Source organism: Puniceibacterium sediminis (assembly GCF_900188035.1).
Classification (GTDB): Bacteria; Pseudomonadota; Alphaproteobacteria; order Rhodobacterales; family Rhodobacteraceae; genus Puniceibacterium; species Puniceibacterium sediminis.
The window spans coordinates 172,750-188,999 of sequence record NZ_FZNN01000008.1 but is presented as its reverse complement, the minus strand read 5'-3'; the positions used below and the strand labels follow the sequence as shown (position 1 = coordinate 188,999).

Annotated in this window: 13 protein-coding genes and 1 tRNA gene; 1 reads left to right on the top strand and 13 read right to left on the bottom strand. The window is 62.0% G+C overall.

Annotated elements, in window-relative coordinates:
• From CHB75_RS10960 to CHB75_RS10950, 3 genes are all read right to left on the bottom strand, one after another.
• Nucleotides 1-1,992, bottom strand: a 1,992-nt coding sequence (locus CHB75_RS10960) for a DUF6538 domain-containing protein (protein ID WP_342745304.1), incomplete at its 3' end; no start/stop codon positions are given.
• Nucleotides 1,993-2,152: 160 nt separating this feature from the next.
• Nucleotides 2,153-2,227 (bottom strand) — tRNA-Asn (locus CHB75_RS10955).
• A 75-nt stretch (nucleotides 2,228-2,302) separates the two neighbouring features.
• Nucleotides 2,303-3,223, bottom strand: a complete 921-nt coding sequence (locus tag CHB75_RS10950; RefSeq protein ID WP_089270582.1) for an MBL fold metallo-hydrolase — start codon at nucleotides 3,221-3,223, stop codon at nucleotides 2,303-2,305.
• Nucleotides 3,224-3,322: 99 nt separating this feature from the next.
• Between CHB75_RS10950 and CHB75_RS10945 the strand changes: the two genes are divergently transcribed.
• Nucleotides 3,323-4,621 (top strand): ATP-binding protein, encoded by a 1,299-nt coding sequence (locus tag CHB75_RS10945; RefSeq protein WP_089270596.1) that lies wholly within the window; start codon nucleotides 3,323-3,325, stop codon nucleotides 4,619-4,621.
• Nucleotides 4,622-4,711: 90 nt separating this feature from the next.
• Here CHB75_RS10945 and CHB75_RS10940 read toward each other — a convergent pair whose 3' ends face one another.
• The 10 genes from CHB75_RS10940 to CHB75_RS10895 all read right to left on the bottom strand — a co-directional run bounded on the left by CHB75_RS10940 (nucleotide 4,712) and on the right by CHB75_RS10895 (nucleotide 16,152).
• On the bottom strand, nucleotides 4,712-5,119 hold the full coding sequence (locus CHB75_RS10940) for a response regulator (protein ID WP_089270581.1): 408 nt from the start codon (nucleotides 5,117-5,119) through the stop codon (nucleotides 4,712-4,714).
• Between the two features lie 96 nt (nucleotides 5,120-5,215).
• Nucleotides 5,216-7,423 carry a hybrid sensor histidine kinase/response regulator gene (locus tag CHB75_RS10935; protein ID WP_089270580.1) on the bottom strand — a complete coding sequence of 736 codons (2,208 nt, stop codon included), beginning with the start codon at nucleotides 7,421-7,423 and terminating at the stop codon, nucleotides 5,216-5,218.
• A gap of 4 nt (nucleotides 7,424-7,427) precedes the next feature.
• Nucleotides 7,428-8,585: an FIST N-terminal domain-containing protein gene (locus CHB75_RS10930; RefSeq protein ID WP_089270595.1), complete on the bottom strand. Its 1,158-nt coding sequence runs from the start codon at nucleotides 8,583-8,585 to the stop codon at nucleotides 7,428-7,430.
• An 81-nt stretch (nucleotides 8,586-8,666) separates the two neighbouring features.
• Nucleotides 8,667-9,362, bottom strand: a complete 696-nt coding sequence (locus CHB75_RS10925; protein WP_089270579.1) for a response regulator — start codon at nucleotides 9,360-9,362, stop codon at nucleotides 8,667-8,669.
• A 199-nt stretch (nucleotides 9,363-9,561) separates the two neighbouring features.
• Nucleotides 9,562-10,863, bottom strand: coding sequence for a branched-chain amino acid ABC transporter permease (locus CHB75_RS10920; protein ID WP_089270578.1), 1,302 nt, complete (start codon nucleotides 10,861-10,863; stop codon nucleotides 9,562-9,564).
• On the bottom strand, nucleotides 10,860-11,870 hold the full coding sequence (locus CHB75_RS10915; RefSeq protein WP_089270577.1) for a branched-chain amino acid ABC transporter permease: 1,011 nt from the start codon (nucleotides 11,868-11,870) through the stop codon (nucleotides 10,860-10,862). The genes CHB75_RS10920 and CHB75_RS10915 overlap by 4 nt, the downstream gene beginning before the upstream one ends.
• Before the next feature lie 88 nt (nucleotides 11,871-11,958).
• Nucleotides 11,959-12,672, bottom strand: a complete 714-nt coding sequence (locus tag CHB75_RS10910; RefSeq protein ID WP_089270576.1) for an ABC transporter ATP-binding protein — start codon at nucleotides 12,670-12,672, stop codon at nucleotides 11,959-11,961.
• A gap of 78 nt (nucleotides 12,673-12,750) precedes the next feature.
• Nucleotides 12,751-13,530: an ABC transporter ATP-binding protein gene (locus CHB75_RS10905; protein ID WP_089270575.1), complete on the bottom strand. Its 780-nt coding sequence runs from the start codon at nucleotides 13,528-13,530 to the stop codon at nucleotides 12,751-12,753.
• Between the two features lie 95 nt (nucleotides 13,531-13,625).
• Complete coding sequence (locus CHB75_RS10900; protein WP_089270574.1) at nucleotides 13,626-14,822, bottom strand: ABC transporter substrate-binding protein; 1,197 nt, start codon at nucleotides 14,820-14,822, stop codon at nucleotides 13,626-13,628.
• Between the two features lie 328 nt (nucleotides 14,823-15,150).
• On the bottom strand, nucleotides 15,151-16,152 hold the full coding sequence (locus tag CHB75_RS10895) for a GlxA family transcriptional regulator (protein WP_089270573.1): 1,002 nt from the start codon (nucleotides 16,150-16,152) through the stop codon (nucleotides 15,151-15,153).
• Between the last annotated feature and the right edge of the window lie 98 nt (nucleotides 16,153-16,250).

The following is a 16,250-nucleotide window of genomic DNA, read 5'->3' as shown; positions in this document are numbered from 1 at the left end:
CGGTAGCGGGCGGGAGGTGGCTTGCTCATAAAGACCCTCTAACCGCATAGATTCACGTTGTGAATCGTCCATAGTCAGAGTTGTGCAACAATGCCCACCGGCATGTCCAAGAATATCGAGGCGGACTTCTTTCGAGATCGATTTCTCAAGTTTCAAAAGATGGTTGAAGGAATGGCGAAGGCTGTGCCCATCTAGTTTTCGGGGATTTCCGTCGAGCTGAATGTCGCGGATCTTCTCCCAGTTGTAACGAAGTGCAGACGTGAATTTCTTTTTCGAACTGGTCGGCTGCAATTCCGGGAAGAGGTACTTTTCACCGCGAAGCTGCATGCGTTCCTGATGAACAAGGATACCGAGCTCGATCAGATGGTCATGCACGGGGATCAAGCGCTCGCTCTGCAGGTTTTTAAGCCGACGCTCGTCATGGGGCCGGATGTCAAAGCCATAGTGACCGTCGGTCGCAATGATGGCGTCTACCGGGAGGCCCGCAATCTCTTCCATACGCCCGCCAGTATAAGCAACGATGAGCGGAACGAAATAAAGGCCATCCTGAAGGACGAGTTGACCAGGGTCATGTCGACGTGATTCACTTTTGCAACCCTGCCAGGTTGGATGCTGGAACAATGCTCTTGCCTCCGCCGGCCGGAAAGCATTGCGCTTCTTGCGGGCGCGCTCAGTTTCGTTCCGCCGCAGCAGGGACGTGTCGATCATCGGATCGACCGAGTTGCCTTCGTTCTTGAGAGCATGGGTCAGGACGGCACCGATATTGTCGAGATGCGCATTAAATGTTCCAGGGGCACGACCGAGTTTGGCCTCAGGCATTCCGTCGGCACGAGCGCAGATCTCTCGCAACGTGAGGGTTTTGTCCTGAGAAGACTTGTTGAAATCAACGGGCACCCGGTCGATTTTGTCGGCGAAGATGCGAAGGTGGAATTGCTCGATTTCCGCCACCGTCTGGACGTTGGCCAGCAGGCAGAACATCTTGATTTTTGCCCGGCGGGAATCTGCGGTTTTGGCATCCATTTTTCCGGCGGCAATCGCGATCTTGATGGACCTTTCGCAAGCACCCGCGATGTCGATCCCGAATGGCTGAGTCTTCGGACTGCGATGTAGAGCCTCGTCGCAGGCAGCTGCGGTGGCGAACTGCGTGTTGAGCGCTTCTAAGGTGAGCGGACCCTTGATCAACGCGACACCCGGTGTAAGGACGTCAGATTCTGTCAGTACCGTATCAACTGACTTGTTCCGGGCACCCCGAATAGCCGGGTTCGCAAGGGCTGGCGAAGGATTGGTTGTGCTGGATGCCGAGGAGGGATCTGGCCCAATTGTAACGGTTTCTGCGACCATCTGCATCGAAAGATCTCGAAATCTGGCCGCCTGAACTTCGACGTGATCCTCCATCGCGCTCAACGCAGCGAGGCGCGCATGCAGATAGGCCTCAATGATCTGTGCCATGTGTTCCTGGGAACGAAGCGTCTCCCCGGTGATGCTGGTAAACTCCTTGGCGAGCCTGTCTTTCATGCCCGGGTTGCAAACCGCATCTGCCTCGGCGCGATAGAAACGCATGATTGCCTCCAGCGTCTTCGCTGACCATTCCGGATTGATCCGGCTTGCGGGGAATGCCTTCCGGATGCCATCGCAAAGCAAGGTCTCGACCGCAACCCGGATCATGTCGCGGCTGTCCGGACTCATCGACCCGAGGCGACCGGTCATCCGTTCCATACGATGCTGGCGCCGCATGTCGGACAGACACTGCTGCAGGCAGACGGTCATGTACCGTGCCATCACCTCCTCGGGCAACTCTTCCAGGATGAACAGGAAACTATCGAGCAATTCATCGAACTCCGCGGCCAACTTCCGTGACCACGTATGTGCAAATTTGGGGTCTGACGTCCCCAAGGACACGAAAATTGCTGAGAGAGCTGTGGATAACCCTGGAATGCGCCGTCGAAAGTAATACCGGCCGCCCTGTCGCGTCATGTACTTCTGTTGTTTCATGTCGATCCCTCGCGAGGGGACGACGTCATTCGGAAAGAGCCATGCGAGGCACTGCCGTGCAATGCCTGTGCAACGTTTGTGCAAGATTTCAGCCCAAACCGCCTCAGGCCGTCGGAGTTAAACTCCGAAACTTAATGCTTCCAATGCCTTAGAGAGGAATTGGCTCCGGCGGTAGGGATCGAACCTACGACCAATTGATTAACAGTCAACTGCTCTACCGCTGAGCTACGCCGGAACACTGGGGGGCATATAGCAATCCGATTTTGCGGCGTCCAGAGCCTTTTGTCACAAAAGTTCAGATTTCCGCGCGTCAGCCTCGAAGCCGCGAAAATAAGGCGTCTGCTGTCAGGGCATCCACTGGGGTCACGACAGATTTCGACGTCAAATCAACAAGATGGGCGAGGACGTTGCGGGTGGCTGCGGGAATGAGCGCGGCTGGGGTGTCGGTGTAGATTCGCCGGGCAAGATCGGCAGCGCCTGCCGGACCGCTGTCTAACTCGGCCAGGATCGACGCCTCACGCGACAGACGGTGGTTGATCAGCCAGGCCAGCCGTTCCTGCGGCTGGATAAGCGGCGCGCCGTGGCCGGGGTGAAACTGCCGCCACGGCCCGGATTGCAGGCGGCGGGCCGAGGCCATGAAGTCGCTGAGGTCACCGTCCGGCGGCGAGACGAGCGAGGTCGCCCAGCCCATCACCAGATCGCCGCAAAACAGCGCATCGCCCCAGCCAAGGGCAATGTGATTGCCGAAATGCCCCGGCGTGTGCACCACGTCCAGATGCCAGCCATCGCCTTCGATCACCGCGCCGTCGGGCAGGGCAATGTCGGGCTCAAACCCCGCATCGACGCCTTCGCCGCCGCCCACCAGACCGGAGGCGGCCAACTCCTGCATGATCGTGCTGCGCCCGGCCAGCGCGTTGCCAAAGGCCAGAACCGGTGCGCCGGTGACCTCGGACAGGCGGCGCGATAGCGGCGAATGGTCCAGATGCGCATGGGTGACGACGATATGGCTGATCTCCTGACCCGGGCGCAGCGCGGCAAGGATCGCGTCGAGGTGGCGTTCATCCTGCGGGCCGGGGTCGATGACGGCGATGCCCCGCGTCCCAAGAAGATAGGTGTTCGTACCCCGAAAGGTCATCGGCGACGGGTTCGGCGCCAGCAGCCGGCGCAGCCCGTCTGACAGGTCTTCGGCGGTGCCCACCGGCGGGGCAAAACTGGGATCAGGGTCGGACATGGCATAGCCTTTGGCGAATGGTGGACCCTTCACGGGGCTGTCATTATGACGGGCACACTCTGGTATGGTGCAGGGCCCCGGCATTGGATAGCTTATGCCATTATGTTTCAATGGCTCAAACGCTATATGCCGCGCGGGATCTATGGCCGCGGATTGCTGATCCTGGCATTGCCGGTGGTCACGCTGCTGCTTGTCGTCTCGGTGGTGTTCATTCAGCGCCATTTCGAAGATGCCAGCGCGCAGATGAGCCGCGACATGTCGCGCGGTGTGAACCTGGCGCTGAACGTGCAGGGCAGCCCTGCGGCGACGGTGGTGAAAGAGGGGCTTGCCCTGCGGATCGCGCAGGTTTCCGACTCTGTGGTCCCTGATCAGGACGAACGCCGGTTCTACGATTTTTCGGGAATCGTGGTGATGCGCACGCTGTACCGTTTCATACCCGGGCTGCAGAGGGTGCTGCTGCCCAACGACAACGACGTCCTGCTGTATGTGCAGCGCGCCGGACAGATGTATTCGGTCGGCTTTGACCGGCGCCGCACCTCGCCTGCCAATCCACATCAGCTTTTGGTCAACATGGCCTTTTTTGGCGGGCTGATGACCTTTATCGCCTACCTCTACCTGCGCAACCAGCTGCGCCCCATCACCCGTCTGGCCGCGGTGGCCGAAGCCTTTGGCCGGGGGCGTCACGAACCCTATCGCCCGTCCGGCGCGCTCGAAGTGCGGGCGGCGGGTAATGCCTTTCTCGACATGCGCGCGCGGATTGAACGCCAGATCGAACAGCGCACCATGATGCTGTCGGGGGTCAGCCACGACCTGCGCACGCCGCTGACCCGCATGAAGCTGAGCCTTGCCATGCTGGACGACGCCGAACGCGAACCGATGGAGCGCGATGTCGAGGATATGCAGCGACTGCTGGATGCGTTTCTGGATTTCGCACGTGGCAACGCAGAGGCCGGCGCGCCCGAACAGGTAGATGTTCAGGAGATGGTCGCGCAGATCGTGCACGACGCCCAGCGGGGCGGCACCGATGTGACCCTCTTGCAGGCGACCGGCAGCGGCACCGTGACCCTGCGGCCCAATGCGATACGTCGCGCCGTCGAAAATCTGATCGGCAACGCCGTGCGTTACGGCACCCGTTGCGAAGTCAGCGTGACGTTGACCGACACCGCGCTTCGCATAAGCGTTGAAGATGACGGCCCCGGAATTCCGGCCGAGCAGCGCGAAGAGGCGCTGCGCCCCTTTGTGCGGCTGGATGCATCGCGCAACCAGAATGCCGGGTCAGGTGTGGGGCTGGGGCTTGCCATTGCTGCGGATATCGCGCGCGCACATGGCGGGGTGTTGCGACTGGGACAAAGCGAACGTCTTGGCGGGCTGTGCGCCGATATCGTGATCGCGCGCTGACCGTCAGAACCGCCCTTTCAGGCTGATCGGCGTCCGTGTTTCGACAAACATGCCGGGCCGCCGTCTGGGGACGGCCCTGCGCTGTGATCGTTAATGGGCGTAGTCCATTGCATCGGCAGCCACACGTTCGCGCAGGACGCGCCGGACGGCTTCGATGGTAAAGTCGCGCTTGTTCCAGATGGCGCGCACGTTCTGGGCCCGGGCCTTGGCAAACATGAAGGGCGACGGCCAGTCGCTCACCAGTATCACCGTGACGTCGTTGCGCTGACGATAATCCTTCATTTCTTTCAGGAAATTCGCGCCGATTCCGTCGGGCAGGGTGTTATCCAGGAACACCAGACGTATGCCTTCCTCGCGCATCAGGGAGCGGGCTTCCGTCAGCGTTTTGGCCACGCGCAGGTCCAGCTTCATGGACTGTTTGTGCAGCACACGTTCCATCATCAACCGATCGGTTTCGGAATCATCGACAATCAGACATTTCATGGAGGCGGACTGCATGATAGCTCCGATCGTGCAAGGGGAGAGGCTGTTTCGTATATTCCACGAAGATATTGACAGATCCCTAAGAAATTTCGGCCGCCGCCTCATTATTGCCTAAATCGTGCCCGCAGCCTCTCGCAGGAACTGGCCCAGCTTGTGCCGGTCCAGCGGCTTGAGCAGCAGATCCAGCCCCATCCGTTCGCAATCATCGCGCAGGCCGGGCGAACGATCCGCCGAAATGATCGAACAGGGCAGGGCGCCCATCCGGGCCGTGATCACCTCGTACAACCCGGTGCCCGGCAGCCCCTGACCCAACTGCTGATCCAGCATCAGCGCATCGGGGCGGATTTCCAGATCGTCCAGCAGTTGCAGCGCGGATTCGGCATCCTCGGCCTCGATCACGTTCACGCCCCAGCTTTCGACCAGAATGGTAATCGCCCGGCGCAGTTGCGGTTCATTCTCGACCAGCAGCACGATCAGCCCGGACTGCGCCAATCCATGCGGCCGCATCGGGCGGTTGCGCGTCGTCGACATCGGCTCGGCCCGCCCGGCGACGGGTACATTCACCATGAAACAGCTGCCCTTGCCCGGTTCGGACCACAGCCCCAGCGGATGCCCCAGCCGCGCACAGGCGCGTTCGACAATGGCAAGGCCAAGGCCCAGCCCGTCATTCCGGCTGGCCTTGGTATCCAGCCGTTTGAATTCCTCGAAGATGGTGCCCTGATCCTCTTCGGCGATGCCGGGGCCGGTGTCCCAGACCTCGATCCGGGCCGACATGCCGCGCCGCCGCACACCCACAAGAACGCGCCCCGTTTCGGTATAGCGTACCGCATTGGCCAGCAGGTTCTGCACCACCCGGCGCAGATAGGCCGGGTCGGTTTCCACCGAAAGCGAACAATCGACGATGCGCAGATCCAGCCCCTTGGCGGCGGCGACCATCTCCATCTCGTCCCGCAGCGGGCGCAGGATTTCCGACAGCGCCACGGGGCGTATGTCAAAACTCAACCCATCGGATTCCAGTTTCGAAATGTTCAGCAGCGCGTCGATGATCTGCTCGGCTGAATTCAGCGCCGATTCCGCCTTGGTCAGCACCTTCACATCGCCGGGGCGCTCTGCCGACCGGTCCGCCAGCGAGGATATGAACAGCTTTGCCGCCGACAGCGGTTGCAACAGGTCGTGGCTCGCCGCAGCCACGAACCGCGACTTCGACGCATTGGCGCGTTCCGCCGCACTCAAGGCATCCTCAAGCTCCAGCGTGCGCTCCATCACCCGCTGTTCCAGGATCTCGTTCATCTCGTACAGCTTCTGTGCCGCCTCGCGTTCGGCCGTCACATCGGTGCAGGAAATCACGAACCCGCGGTCCGGCATGGCGCGGCCAAAGATGTGCAAGGTCATCGCATCGCCGCGCCGCACTTCGAACGAAATCGGCTGCCGCGGCCCGTCGTCCTGCGCCCAGGCACGAAACCCGTCGCGGTCGATGCCCCGGGTGAATTCGATCCCCGCATCAAACTGGCTCAGGATACCCGAAAATGACGCCCCGATGTGCAGCCGCCGCGCGGGTAGGGACAGCAACGCGCCCAGCTTCTGGTTCCAGCCGACAAGCTGCGCGTTTTCATCAAAGATGCAGACCCCCTGATTGAGGTGGTCCAAGGTCGCCCGGATCATCCGTGCCTGCTTGTCCCGCAACCGGCGGTGTTCCTGCCGCTCCAGCCGGATGATGTCGGTCACATCGGTCTGCAACACGACCGTGCCACCATCGCCGGTGCGATGCTCGCTCACCTGCAGCCAGCGGTCGTGGCTCAGCTGGACGTTGAACATCACATGCCGGTCCTTGTGCCGCCGGATGCGTTTGTTCAGCCAGGCCTCGGGGCCATCGCCCTCGGGCAGGACCAGATCGGCGCTCTGACTGATCTGGTCGACATAGTCCTCGAACGGCAGACCGGGGCGCAGGGCCTGCGCCATGTCGCGGAAATCCCGACAAAAGCGCGAATTGAACATCACCAGATTGTCTTCGGGGTCGAACAGGGCAAACCCTTCGGACACGGTTTCGATCGCATCCGCCAGATTGCGCCGCGCCGCTTCGGTTTCGCGATTGGCGCGACCCAACTGCGCGTTGGATTCGTGCAGCAGGTCCAGCGTGCGCTCCAGCTCGAGCGTGCGTTCGCGCACCCGCTTTTCCAGCAGGGCGGCGCGTTCAAACTGGGCATAGGCGGCACCGGACTGCGCCGTGCCGTATTCCACCCGCCGCATCAGGGATTCGGTGATCTTGATCAGCTTTTCGTTCTGCCGCTCAAGGCTGTCGGCCGGATTGACGATGGACATGGGCCTAATCCTCGGTCGCGGGCGGCGGATAGATGGCCACCCCGGTCAGCGTCTGGTTCACATGCAGCGCGCCGATCTGTTCGCCATAGGTCGAAAAGCCGATCACGTTGCGATCCCGCAGAATGGCAGAAATTTCGTGCGTCTTCTGACTCTGGCCCGCCTCGATCCGCCGCAACATGCAGTCACAGCCTAGGATCTGCGGCGCCGCCCCCCCCGCACGCGCCAGCGCCGCCAGCTCCCGGTCCAGATGCCGGGTGATATCCTCGGGCTCGGCCAGGGTCAGCACCATGCCTTCGTTGATCGCGGAAAAGAACACCAGATCGCCCGCGTCATTCACCTGCCGGATGGCGCGCACATGATGGGTATCGCCCAGCCGCACCACCACCGGATGGGCGGCAAAGATGAACGGGTCCAGCTGGTTCGGGTCCTTGCCCAGCAGGCGGGCATATTCCGCAGCCGCCGGTTCGGCGTTGATCTCTTGCACGATGCGGCGTTCGGGGTCGGCGGCGGTCACCACCATGCGCGTGTCGGTGGGCATCAGATGATCAAGGGAAAACACATGCACCGGACAGCGCGACCGCACCAGCGCCACAAGGGCCGCGTTTTCCAGCACCGTGCCGTTGCGGGCCAGCCATGTCTGCTGGAACGCCGTGCCATCGCCGGTCGACCCGCCAAACAGCGACATCGGCCCCAGACCTGCGGCCAGCATCGCGCTCAGATGCTCTTCGCATAACGACAACCCGTCGATCATCAGAAAGGCAAATTCCCAGGGCAGATCCCCGGCGCGGCGGGTCAGGGCGCTGCGATGCTGGATTGCCGTGTCGATCACCGCCTGTTCGTTCAGCGCATGCAGGTCGCTGATCGCATAGGTCCGGGCCGAAAACAGCGCGGCGGGAAACCCGACGGCGATGATCTGACCCTCTTCATAGCCCAGACGCCCCAGCTCTCCGGCGGTGGTGCAGGCCAGAACGTCGGCATTGCCGAACCGGCCCCGGGCCTGCCGCGTCACCGCCCGGAAATCTGCCTCTGGCGATACGAACAACAGGATCAGCTCCAGCGGTTCCGCCGTCAGCTGGGCACAGATCGCATCCAGCGGCGCCGGATGATCCGCCGACACCTGCGCAACCCTCAGCGCGCCCGGCTGTGGCGCACGTGCTGTCAGGCCCGAACCGCTGTCGGTGCCTGTTCCCCCTCCGTCCAAATCCAGTGTCCTATTGTGTGACTGCCACGCACGATAGGGGCGTCACTCCCCGGTTGGCAAGACCTTGGCAAAGCGCGCTTCCTGCGCGATCAGCACCGCCTGCGTCCGGCTGTGCACACCCAGCTTGCGCATGATCGCCGTGACATGCGCCTTGACCGTGGTTTCCGCAATGGTCAGATCAAAGGCGATCTGCTTGTTCAGCTTGCCCTCGCAGATCAGGTTCAGGATGCGCGCCTGCTGATTGGTCAGGCTCCCCAGCCGGTCAAGCACATCGCCCTGAACGCCGCGGCCTCCGACGCCATGCGGATCGATATAGCCGTCGGGCACGAATTGCTGGCCCTGAACCACCGCCTCGAATGCGCGGCGAAACACGGCCCGCTGCGAATGTTTCGGTACGAACCCGTTCGCCCCGGCCTTCAGCGCGTGACAGATCATCCGGTTGTCGGCCATGGACGATGCAATCAGGATCGCCGCCTTGGGCGCGGCATTGCGCAGCCGCACCAACCCGTCCAGCCCGTTCACATCGGGCAGATTCAGATCAAGAATGATGAAATCGATGCGCGCATCCTGCGCCACGGCCTCAAGCGCCTTTTCCAATGTGCCCACGCTGCGGATCTCTTCGAAATCGGCGATGGATTGCAGCGTCAGCGTCAGCGCGTCGCAAAACAGCGGATGATCGTCCACAACAAGCGCCGATTTCGGCAGGCGGGTGTCGGGGGTCAGCGCGCGTTCGCTCATGTTTGGGGGCTTTCCTGCGTCATTCCTGCAAGGATAGACAAGCCCGCGCCCCGGGTCACTAGCCGAAAGGTATCATAAGGCGCGCGCCCTTTGGTATTCTTTGCGCCTGCCCCCGCGATGAAGCAGGCCGCGGGCGGAGCAGCCCCGCAGCCCCCAGGGATATCTATCGGCAGATGAAGCAGAGGGTCGGTGCCTGTGCTCAGCGTTCCGGCAACAACCCCCTCGGGCTGAAGCGCAGGACCAGCAGCAGGATCACCCCCATCGTCAGCAGGCGCATATGCTGGACCGAATCCAGCAGGTGCCCCTTGAGCCAGCTGCCATCGGCCATGCCATACGTTACATGGTACATCAGCCACTGGCCGATGGGTTCGACCTGCACCCAGAGAAACCAGATCAGGAACCCACCCAGAACCGCGCCGAAATTGTTGCCCGATCCGCCCACAATCACCATCACCCAGATCAGGAATGTATAGCGCAGCGGCTGGTAGGTCCCCGGCGTCAGCTGCCCGTCCAGCGTGGTCATCATCGCCCCGGCAATGCCGCAGATGGCCGAGCCGAGCACGAAGATCTGCAAATGCCGCCGCGTGACATCCTTGCCCATGGCCCGCGCCGAAGTTTCATTGTCGCGGATCGCGCGCATCATCCGCCCCCAGGGCGATTTCAGCGCCAGCTGCGCCAGCACCAGAAGCAGCACCAACACCAGCGTGAACATCACGCCATAGCCAAGTTTCACGTACAGCGTCGAGGCTGTCGTCGCATCCAATCCCAGACCCGCCGCCGTTTCGACAAAACCGGGATCGTTCTGCAGGTCGATCTCATAGGGAAGGGGGCGGGGCAGGCCGTTCACGTTCTTGACCCCGCGCGCCAGCCAGTCTTCGTTCTTGATCACCGCGATGATGATCTCGGCAATGCCCAGCGTCGCAATGGCAAGGTAGTCGGACCGCAGCCCCAGTGCCGTCTTGCCGATCAGCCAGGCCACCCCGGCGGCCAGCAGACCACCCACCGGCCATGCCAGAACCACCGGCAGGCCCAGCCCGCCCAGGTATCCCGTGGCCGCCGGATCCACCGCCTCGATCAAGGCCACCGCCGGGTCAAACACCGCGCGAAACGCAAAGAACCCCGCCACCAGCAGTGCCGCAACCACCCAGCCGCGCAGGCCGCGACGCAGCCGCTTCCACAGCAGGATCGCCGCCGCCATCACCGCCACGGCCAGCGCCAGCGCCAGAAACAACCGCCCCGCACCGGCGGACCATGCCGCGCCCACGGGCGGCATCGACACCAGCACCGTGGCAAGCCCGCCAAGCGCGACAAACCCCATCACGCCGACGTTGAACAACCCGGCAAAACCCCACTGCAGGTTCACCCCCAGCGCCATCACCGCGCTCACCAGCCCCATGTTCAGGATCAGCAGCGCCGAATTCCAGCTTTGCACAAACCCCGTCCCGACGATCAGCACCGCCATGATCCCGAACAGCACCGTGCCGCGCAGCATATCGCTCATACCGATTTCCCCTTGAATAGGCCGGTGGGCCGGAACAGCAGCACGATCAGCAGGATCACGAAACTGACCGCGAATTTGTAATCGGTGGACATCAGCTGCACCAATCCGTCTGGCGCAAGGCTCTCGGGCATCCAGTAGCCCAGCACCTTTTTCCAGGCATAGGTGACCCCGACCTCGGAAAACGCGATGACGAAACCGCCCGCGATGGCACCCAGGGGCGAGCCGAGGCCACCCACGATAGCCGCCGCAAAGATCGGCAGCAGCAGTTGGAAATAGGTGAAGGGCTTGAACGACTTGTCCAGCCCGTAAAGCACCCCGGCAATCGTCGCCAGCGCCGCCACGATCAGCCATGTGACCATCACCACCCGCTCGGGGTTGATGCCCGACAGCAGGGCCAGATCCTCGTTATCCGAATAGGCGCGCATCGATTTGCCCGTCCGCGTCCGGTTCAGGAACCAGAACAGCGCCGCCACCACGATCACAGCCGTCACCACGGTGATGCCCTGCGTCGTGCGGATGGCCAGACCTTCGTCCAGACCGGTCAGGGTCTTGAAGTCCCGCACGCCGATGATGAACCGCTCGCCATCGGCAAAGTTCTGATCCTCGGTCCCGATGATGAAACGCGTGATGCCGTTGTAGATGAACATGACGCCCATCGACACGATCACCATGATCACTGGCTTGACCCGCTGCACCCGGTAGAACCGATAAACTACCCGGTCGGTCAGCAGGATCAGCGCGGCACAGCCCGCAATGCCAAAGGGAATTGCCAGCAGCGCGGTCGGCAACGGCCCCAGCGACACGCCCATCCCCTGCAGCCACCAGGTGACAAGGATCGTGCACATGGTCCCGAACGCCATGGTGTCGCCATGGGCAAAGTTTGAAAATCGCAGGATGCCATAGATCAGCGTCACCCCCAGCGCCCCCAGCGCCAATTGCGAGCCATAGGCCACCGCCGGGATCAGCACGAAATTGGCCAGCGCCACAAAGCCGTTCAGAAATTCCACGCCGCATCCCCCCGCGCCACGTCCTTGCGCGTCTTCGCTTTACAAATACGCAAATCCATTCCCCTTGGCCCGCGCCACGCTGCCCACCTCATCCGCCCAGAAAACTCCGGCGCACGTCCGGGTTCTCCAGCAGATCCTTGCCCGTGCCGGTAAAGGCATTCGCCCCCTGCACCAGCACATAGCCCTTGTCGGCAATCTCTAGCGCCTGACGCGCATTCTGTTCGACCATCAGGATGGAAATGCCGCTGCGCGCCACCTCGATGATCCGGTCAAACAGCTCGTCCATGACGATGGGCGAAACCCCCGCTGTCGGCTCGTCCAGCATCAGCACCTTGGGCTGGGTCATCAGTGCCCGGCCCACCGCCACCTGCTGGCGCTGCCCGCCCGACAATTCGCCCGCCGCCTGATGCCGCTTGTCCTTCAGGATCGGGAACAGGTCATAAACCTGCGCCAGAGTGCCCCGGAAATCGTCGCGTCGGATAAACGCGCCCATCTCAAGGTTTTCCTCGACCGTCATCGACCCGAAAATGTTGTGCGTCTGCGGCACGAATCCCATGCCCTGCGCCACCCGGTCCTGCGGCGACAGCTTGGTGATGTCCCTGCCGTCCAGCCGCACATGTCCGGAGCGCAGATCCAGCATCCCGAACACCGCCTTCATCGCCGTCGATTTGCCGGCGCCATTGGGTCCGACAATCACCGCGATCTCGCCGCGCTCGACCGCGATGGTACAGGCGTGCAGAATATCGGCACCCTTGCCATAGCCGCCGGTCATCGCCTCGCCGATCAGATAAGGCTCACCCATGCGACGCCACCTTCACAACGCGGGCCATATCGCAGCCATACGCCAGCCATACGCTTTCCATACGGGTTCCATACGCCGTCATGACACCGCTTCCTTGTTCTTCAGCCCGGTGCCCAGATAGGCCTCGATCACCGCTTCATTGGCCTTTATCTCGGCGATGGACCCCTCGGCCAGCACGTGGCCCTCGGCCATTACGATGACCGGGTCACACAGTCGCCCGATGAAATCCATATCGTGTTCGATCATGCAAAAGGTATACCCGCGTTCGACGTTAAGCCGTTGAATCGCATCGCCAATCGTGTTCAGCAGGGTGCGGTTCACACCGGCGCCGACCTCATCCAGAAAGACGATCTTGGCGTCCACCATCATCGTCCGCCCCAGTTCGAGCAGCTTTTTCTGCCCGCCCGACAGGTTTCCGGCCTTTTCGTCTTTCAGGTGGGAAATCGTCAGGAAATCAAGCACTTCGTCGGCCTGTTTCAGCAACGCGGCCTCTTCCTGCGCAATCCGGCCCCTGCCGAACCACGCGTTCCATAGGGTCTCGCCCGACTGATCGCCGGGCACCATCATCAGATTCTCGCGGCAGGTCATCGAACTGAATTCATGCGCAATCTGAAACGTGCGCAGCAGCCCCTTGTGAAACAACACATGCGGCGGCATCCCGGTGATGTCCTCGCCATCCATGAATACATGGCCCGAAGTCGGCTCCAGTACTCCGGCTATGACATTGAAAAGCGTGGTTTTTCCGGCGCCGTTGGGGCCGATGAGCCCGGTGATCGACCCCTTGTCGATCGTCAGGCTGGCGCCGTCAACGGCACGAAAGCCGCCGAAATGGCGGTGCAGGTTCTCGACCCGGATCACAGATACATCCCCTTGCCCGAGGCACCTTGAACGGCACCTTCCTGTTATGCGAACAGCCCGGATTGCTCCGGGCTGCCCTGCTTTATCCGGTGTGTTTACCGGAAATCAACGGTTTCAAAGGCACCATTGGTGATTGTGTAGTACCGATAGCTGCCAGCCGCTTCGCCCGGTCCGATCAACTCGACATTGGTTGCGCCGACATAATCGATCTCGCCACCGTCCTTGAGGATCTGTAGCGCCTTGCCCAATTCGCCCGGCAGGATTTCCTCGCCCGGACCGTTCGCCACGGCCAGCAGGTTGTCCTTGACGGCTGTGGACGTGGCTTCGCCGCCCGCCATCATCGCCAGCGCAATCAGCGCCGCCGCATCATAGGATTCACGCGTGAACGAAGATTCTCCATTGATTCCAGCAGCATCCGTGACGGTCTTGAAGGCATCCGCACCGGCGCCCTCGCTCCATGGCACAGCTCCGAAGGACCCTTCCATGTCGCCGCCCAGCTCTGCAACCAGCGCGTCGCCATACATGCCGTCACCCAGCATGAAGGTGTCGAATGCGCCAGTGTCGAGCGCCGCCTGAATCATGCCCTTGCCGCCGGAATCCGAATAACCCAGCACCACCAGCAGATCGCCCCCGGCCGACGCCAGCGCGCCGATCTCGGCGGAATAGTCGGCCTTGTTGTCCTCATGCGGGGTGTTCAGCGTCACGGTGCCGCCCGAGGCTTCGAAGTTGGAAATGAAGCTGTCCGACAGGCCCTTGCCATAGTCGTTGTTGGTGTAGGTCACCGCAACCGAGGTGATGCCCTTGTCCGCAAGGATACCGGACAGAACTTCGCCCTGACGCGCATCGGACGGGGCGGTGCGGAAGAACAGCCCGTTGTCTTCGGCTGTAGACAGGCCCGGCGATGTGGCCGACGGCGACACCATCGGGATGCCATTGGGCACGGCGACGTTGGACAGAACCGCGCCGGTCACACCAGAGCAATCCGCGCCCATGATCGCAACCACGCCATCGGTCGTCACCAGACGCTCGGCACCGGCTGTGGCGGCGGCTGCATCCACGCAGGTCGAATCCGCCCGCACCGGGGTCAGCGTCACGCCGTCCAGGAACATGCCGGAATCGTTGACTTCTTTCAGCGCCAGCTCGGCACTGTCGGCCATCATCGGGGTCAGCGATTCAATGGGGCCGGTAAAGCCCAGAATCACGCCGATCTTGGCTTCAGAGGAATGCGAGGCGGCAAAGGCGGTGCCTGCCGTCAGCACAGTGGCCACAGAGGCCAGCAGCATTTTTTTCATGAGTTTCTCCCAGTTGGAACAGATTGTCCGGCACAAATCGTAAGCGGCGGTTGGATAAAAGAAAAGTCCCCTTGATGATTGCCGAAGGGGAACATCGCAAGATCCGTCTTCGCGTTGGCCGACTGTCCGAGAAGCAAACTATCAAGGCCGGAAACAAGGCGCGGCAGCGCCCGACCGCCCCATGGGCGGGTGCCTGTGCGACGGCAGTTCGACGGACATGCGGATGACGGAACCGGACCGAAAAGTGCGCCGCTCAGCCTCTGGCGGCGCTATCCGTGGTCGCGCGCTGCCGCTGTGTTGTTGCGGGCTATACCTGCCGCCAGACCGCCTAGATGGACAGTCGTGCCGCATGGCTTCCACGTTCGCGGTATGGCGTGGTTTCGTAATGCGCGCGGTAGCATTTGGAAAAATGCGACGGGCTGGCGAAACCGCAGGCAAGGGCTACGTTGATCACGCTCATATCCGTCTGCATCAGAAGGTTGCGCGCTTTCTGCAAGCGCAATTCCATGTAGTACCGCTTGGGCGAGCGGTTGAGGTAGCGGCGAAACAGCCGTTCCAGTTGTCGGGTGGACATGCCCACATCGGTGGCAAGGATGGCCGGGCTGATCGGCTCCTCGATATGATGCTCCATCATCTGGATCACCTGGCTCAGCTTGGGGTGACGCACGCCGATGCGAGTGGGCACCGACAGCCGCTGGGTGTCCTGATCGGTGCGGATCGACGAATATATCAGCTGATCCGCAACCGCATTGGCCAGTTCTTCGCCATGATCATCGGCGATGACCTTGAGCATCAGGTCAATGGAGGAGGTGCCCCCGGCGGTGCTCATCCGGTTGCCGTCGACGACAAAGACCGACTTGGTCAGCGTCACCTCCTCGAATTCTTCGGCAAAACTGTCCTGATTTTCCCAATGGATCGTCGCCTTCTTGCCGTCCAGCAGACCGGCACGCGCCAGCGAATAGCTCGCCGTGCACAAGCCGCCGATCTTGAGCCCGCGCCGCGATTCACGGCGCAGCCAGTTCAGCAGCTTCTTGGTGGTTGCCGATTGCACGTCGATCCCACCGCAAACCATCACGGTATCATCGCGCCCCAGTTCCGGCAGGTCGTATTCCAGCTTGAACTCGGTCCCGGCGGAACAGGTGATCGTGTCGCCGCCTTCGCCTGTGACCGACCAAGTGTAGAGCGGTTTGTTCGCCATCCGGTTGGCAATGCGCAGCGCATCCACGGCGGCCGCGAAACACAGCAGGGTAAACCGGGGCAACAGGACAAAGACGAACCGACGCGGTTTTCCCGTCGCCTTGACTTCGATGTTCTGTGGCTGGGCTTCCATGGCCGCGCTCCCTGTTCCGACTGCTGTATCGCGCCGGGATATTTTGACCCAGATGGGCAGAAGGTTCCGCAAGCGTCAAGAGATGTCGTTTCTTGCCC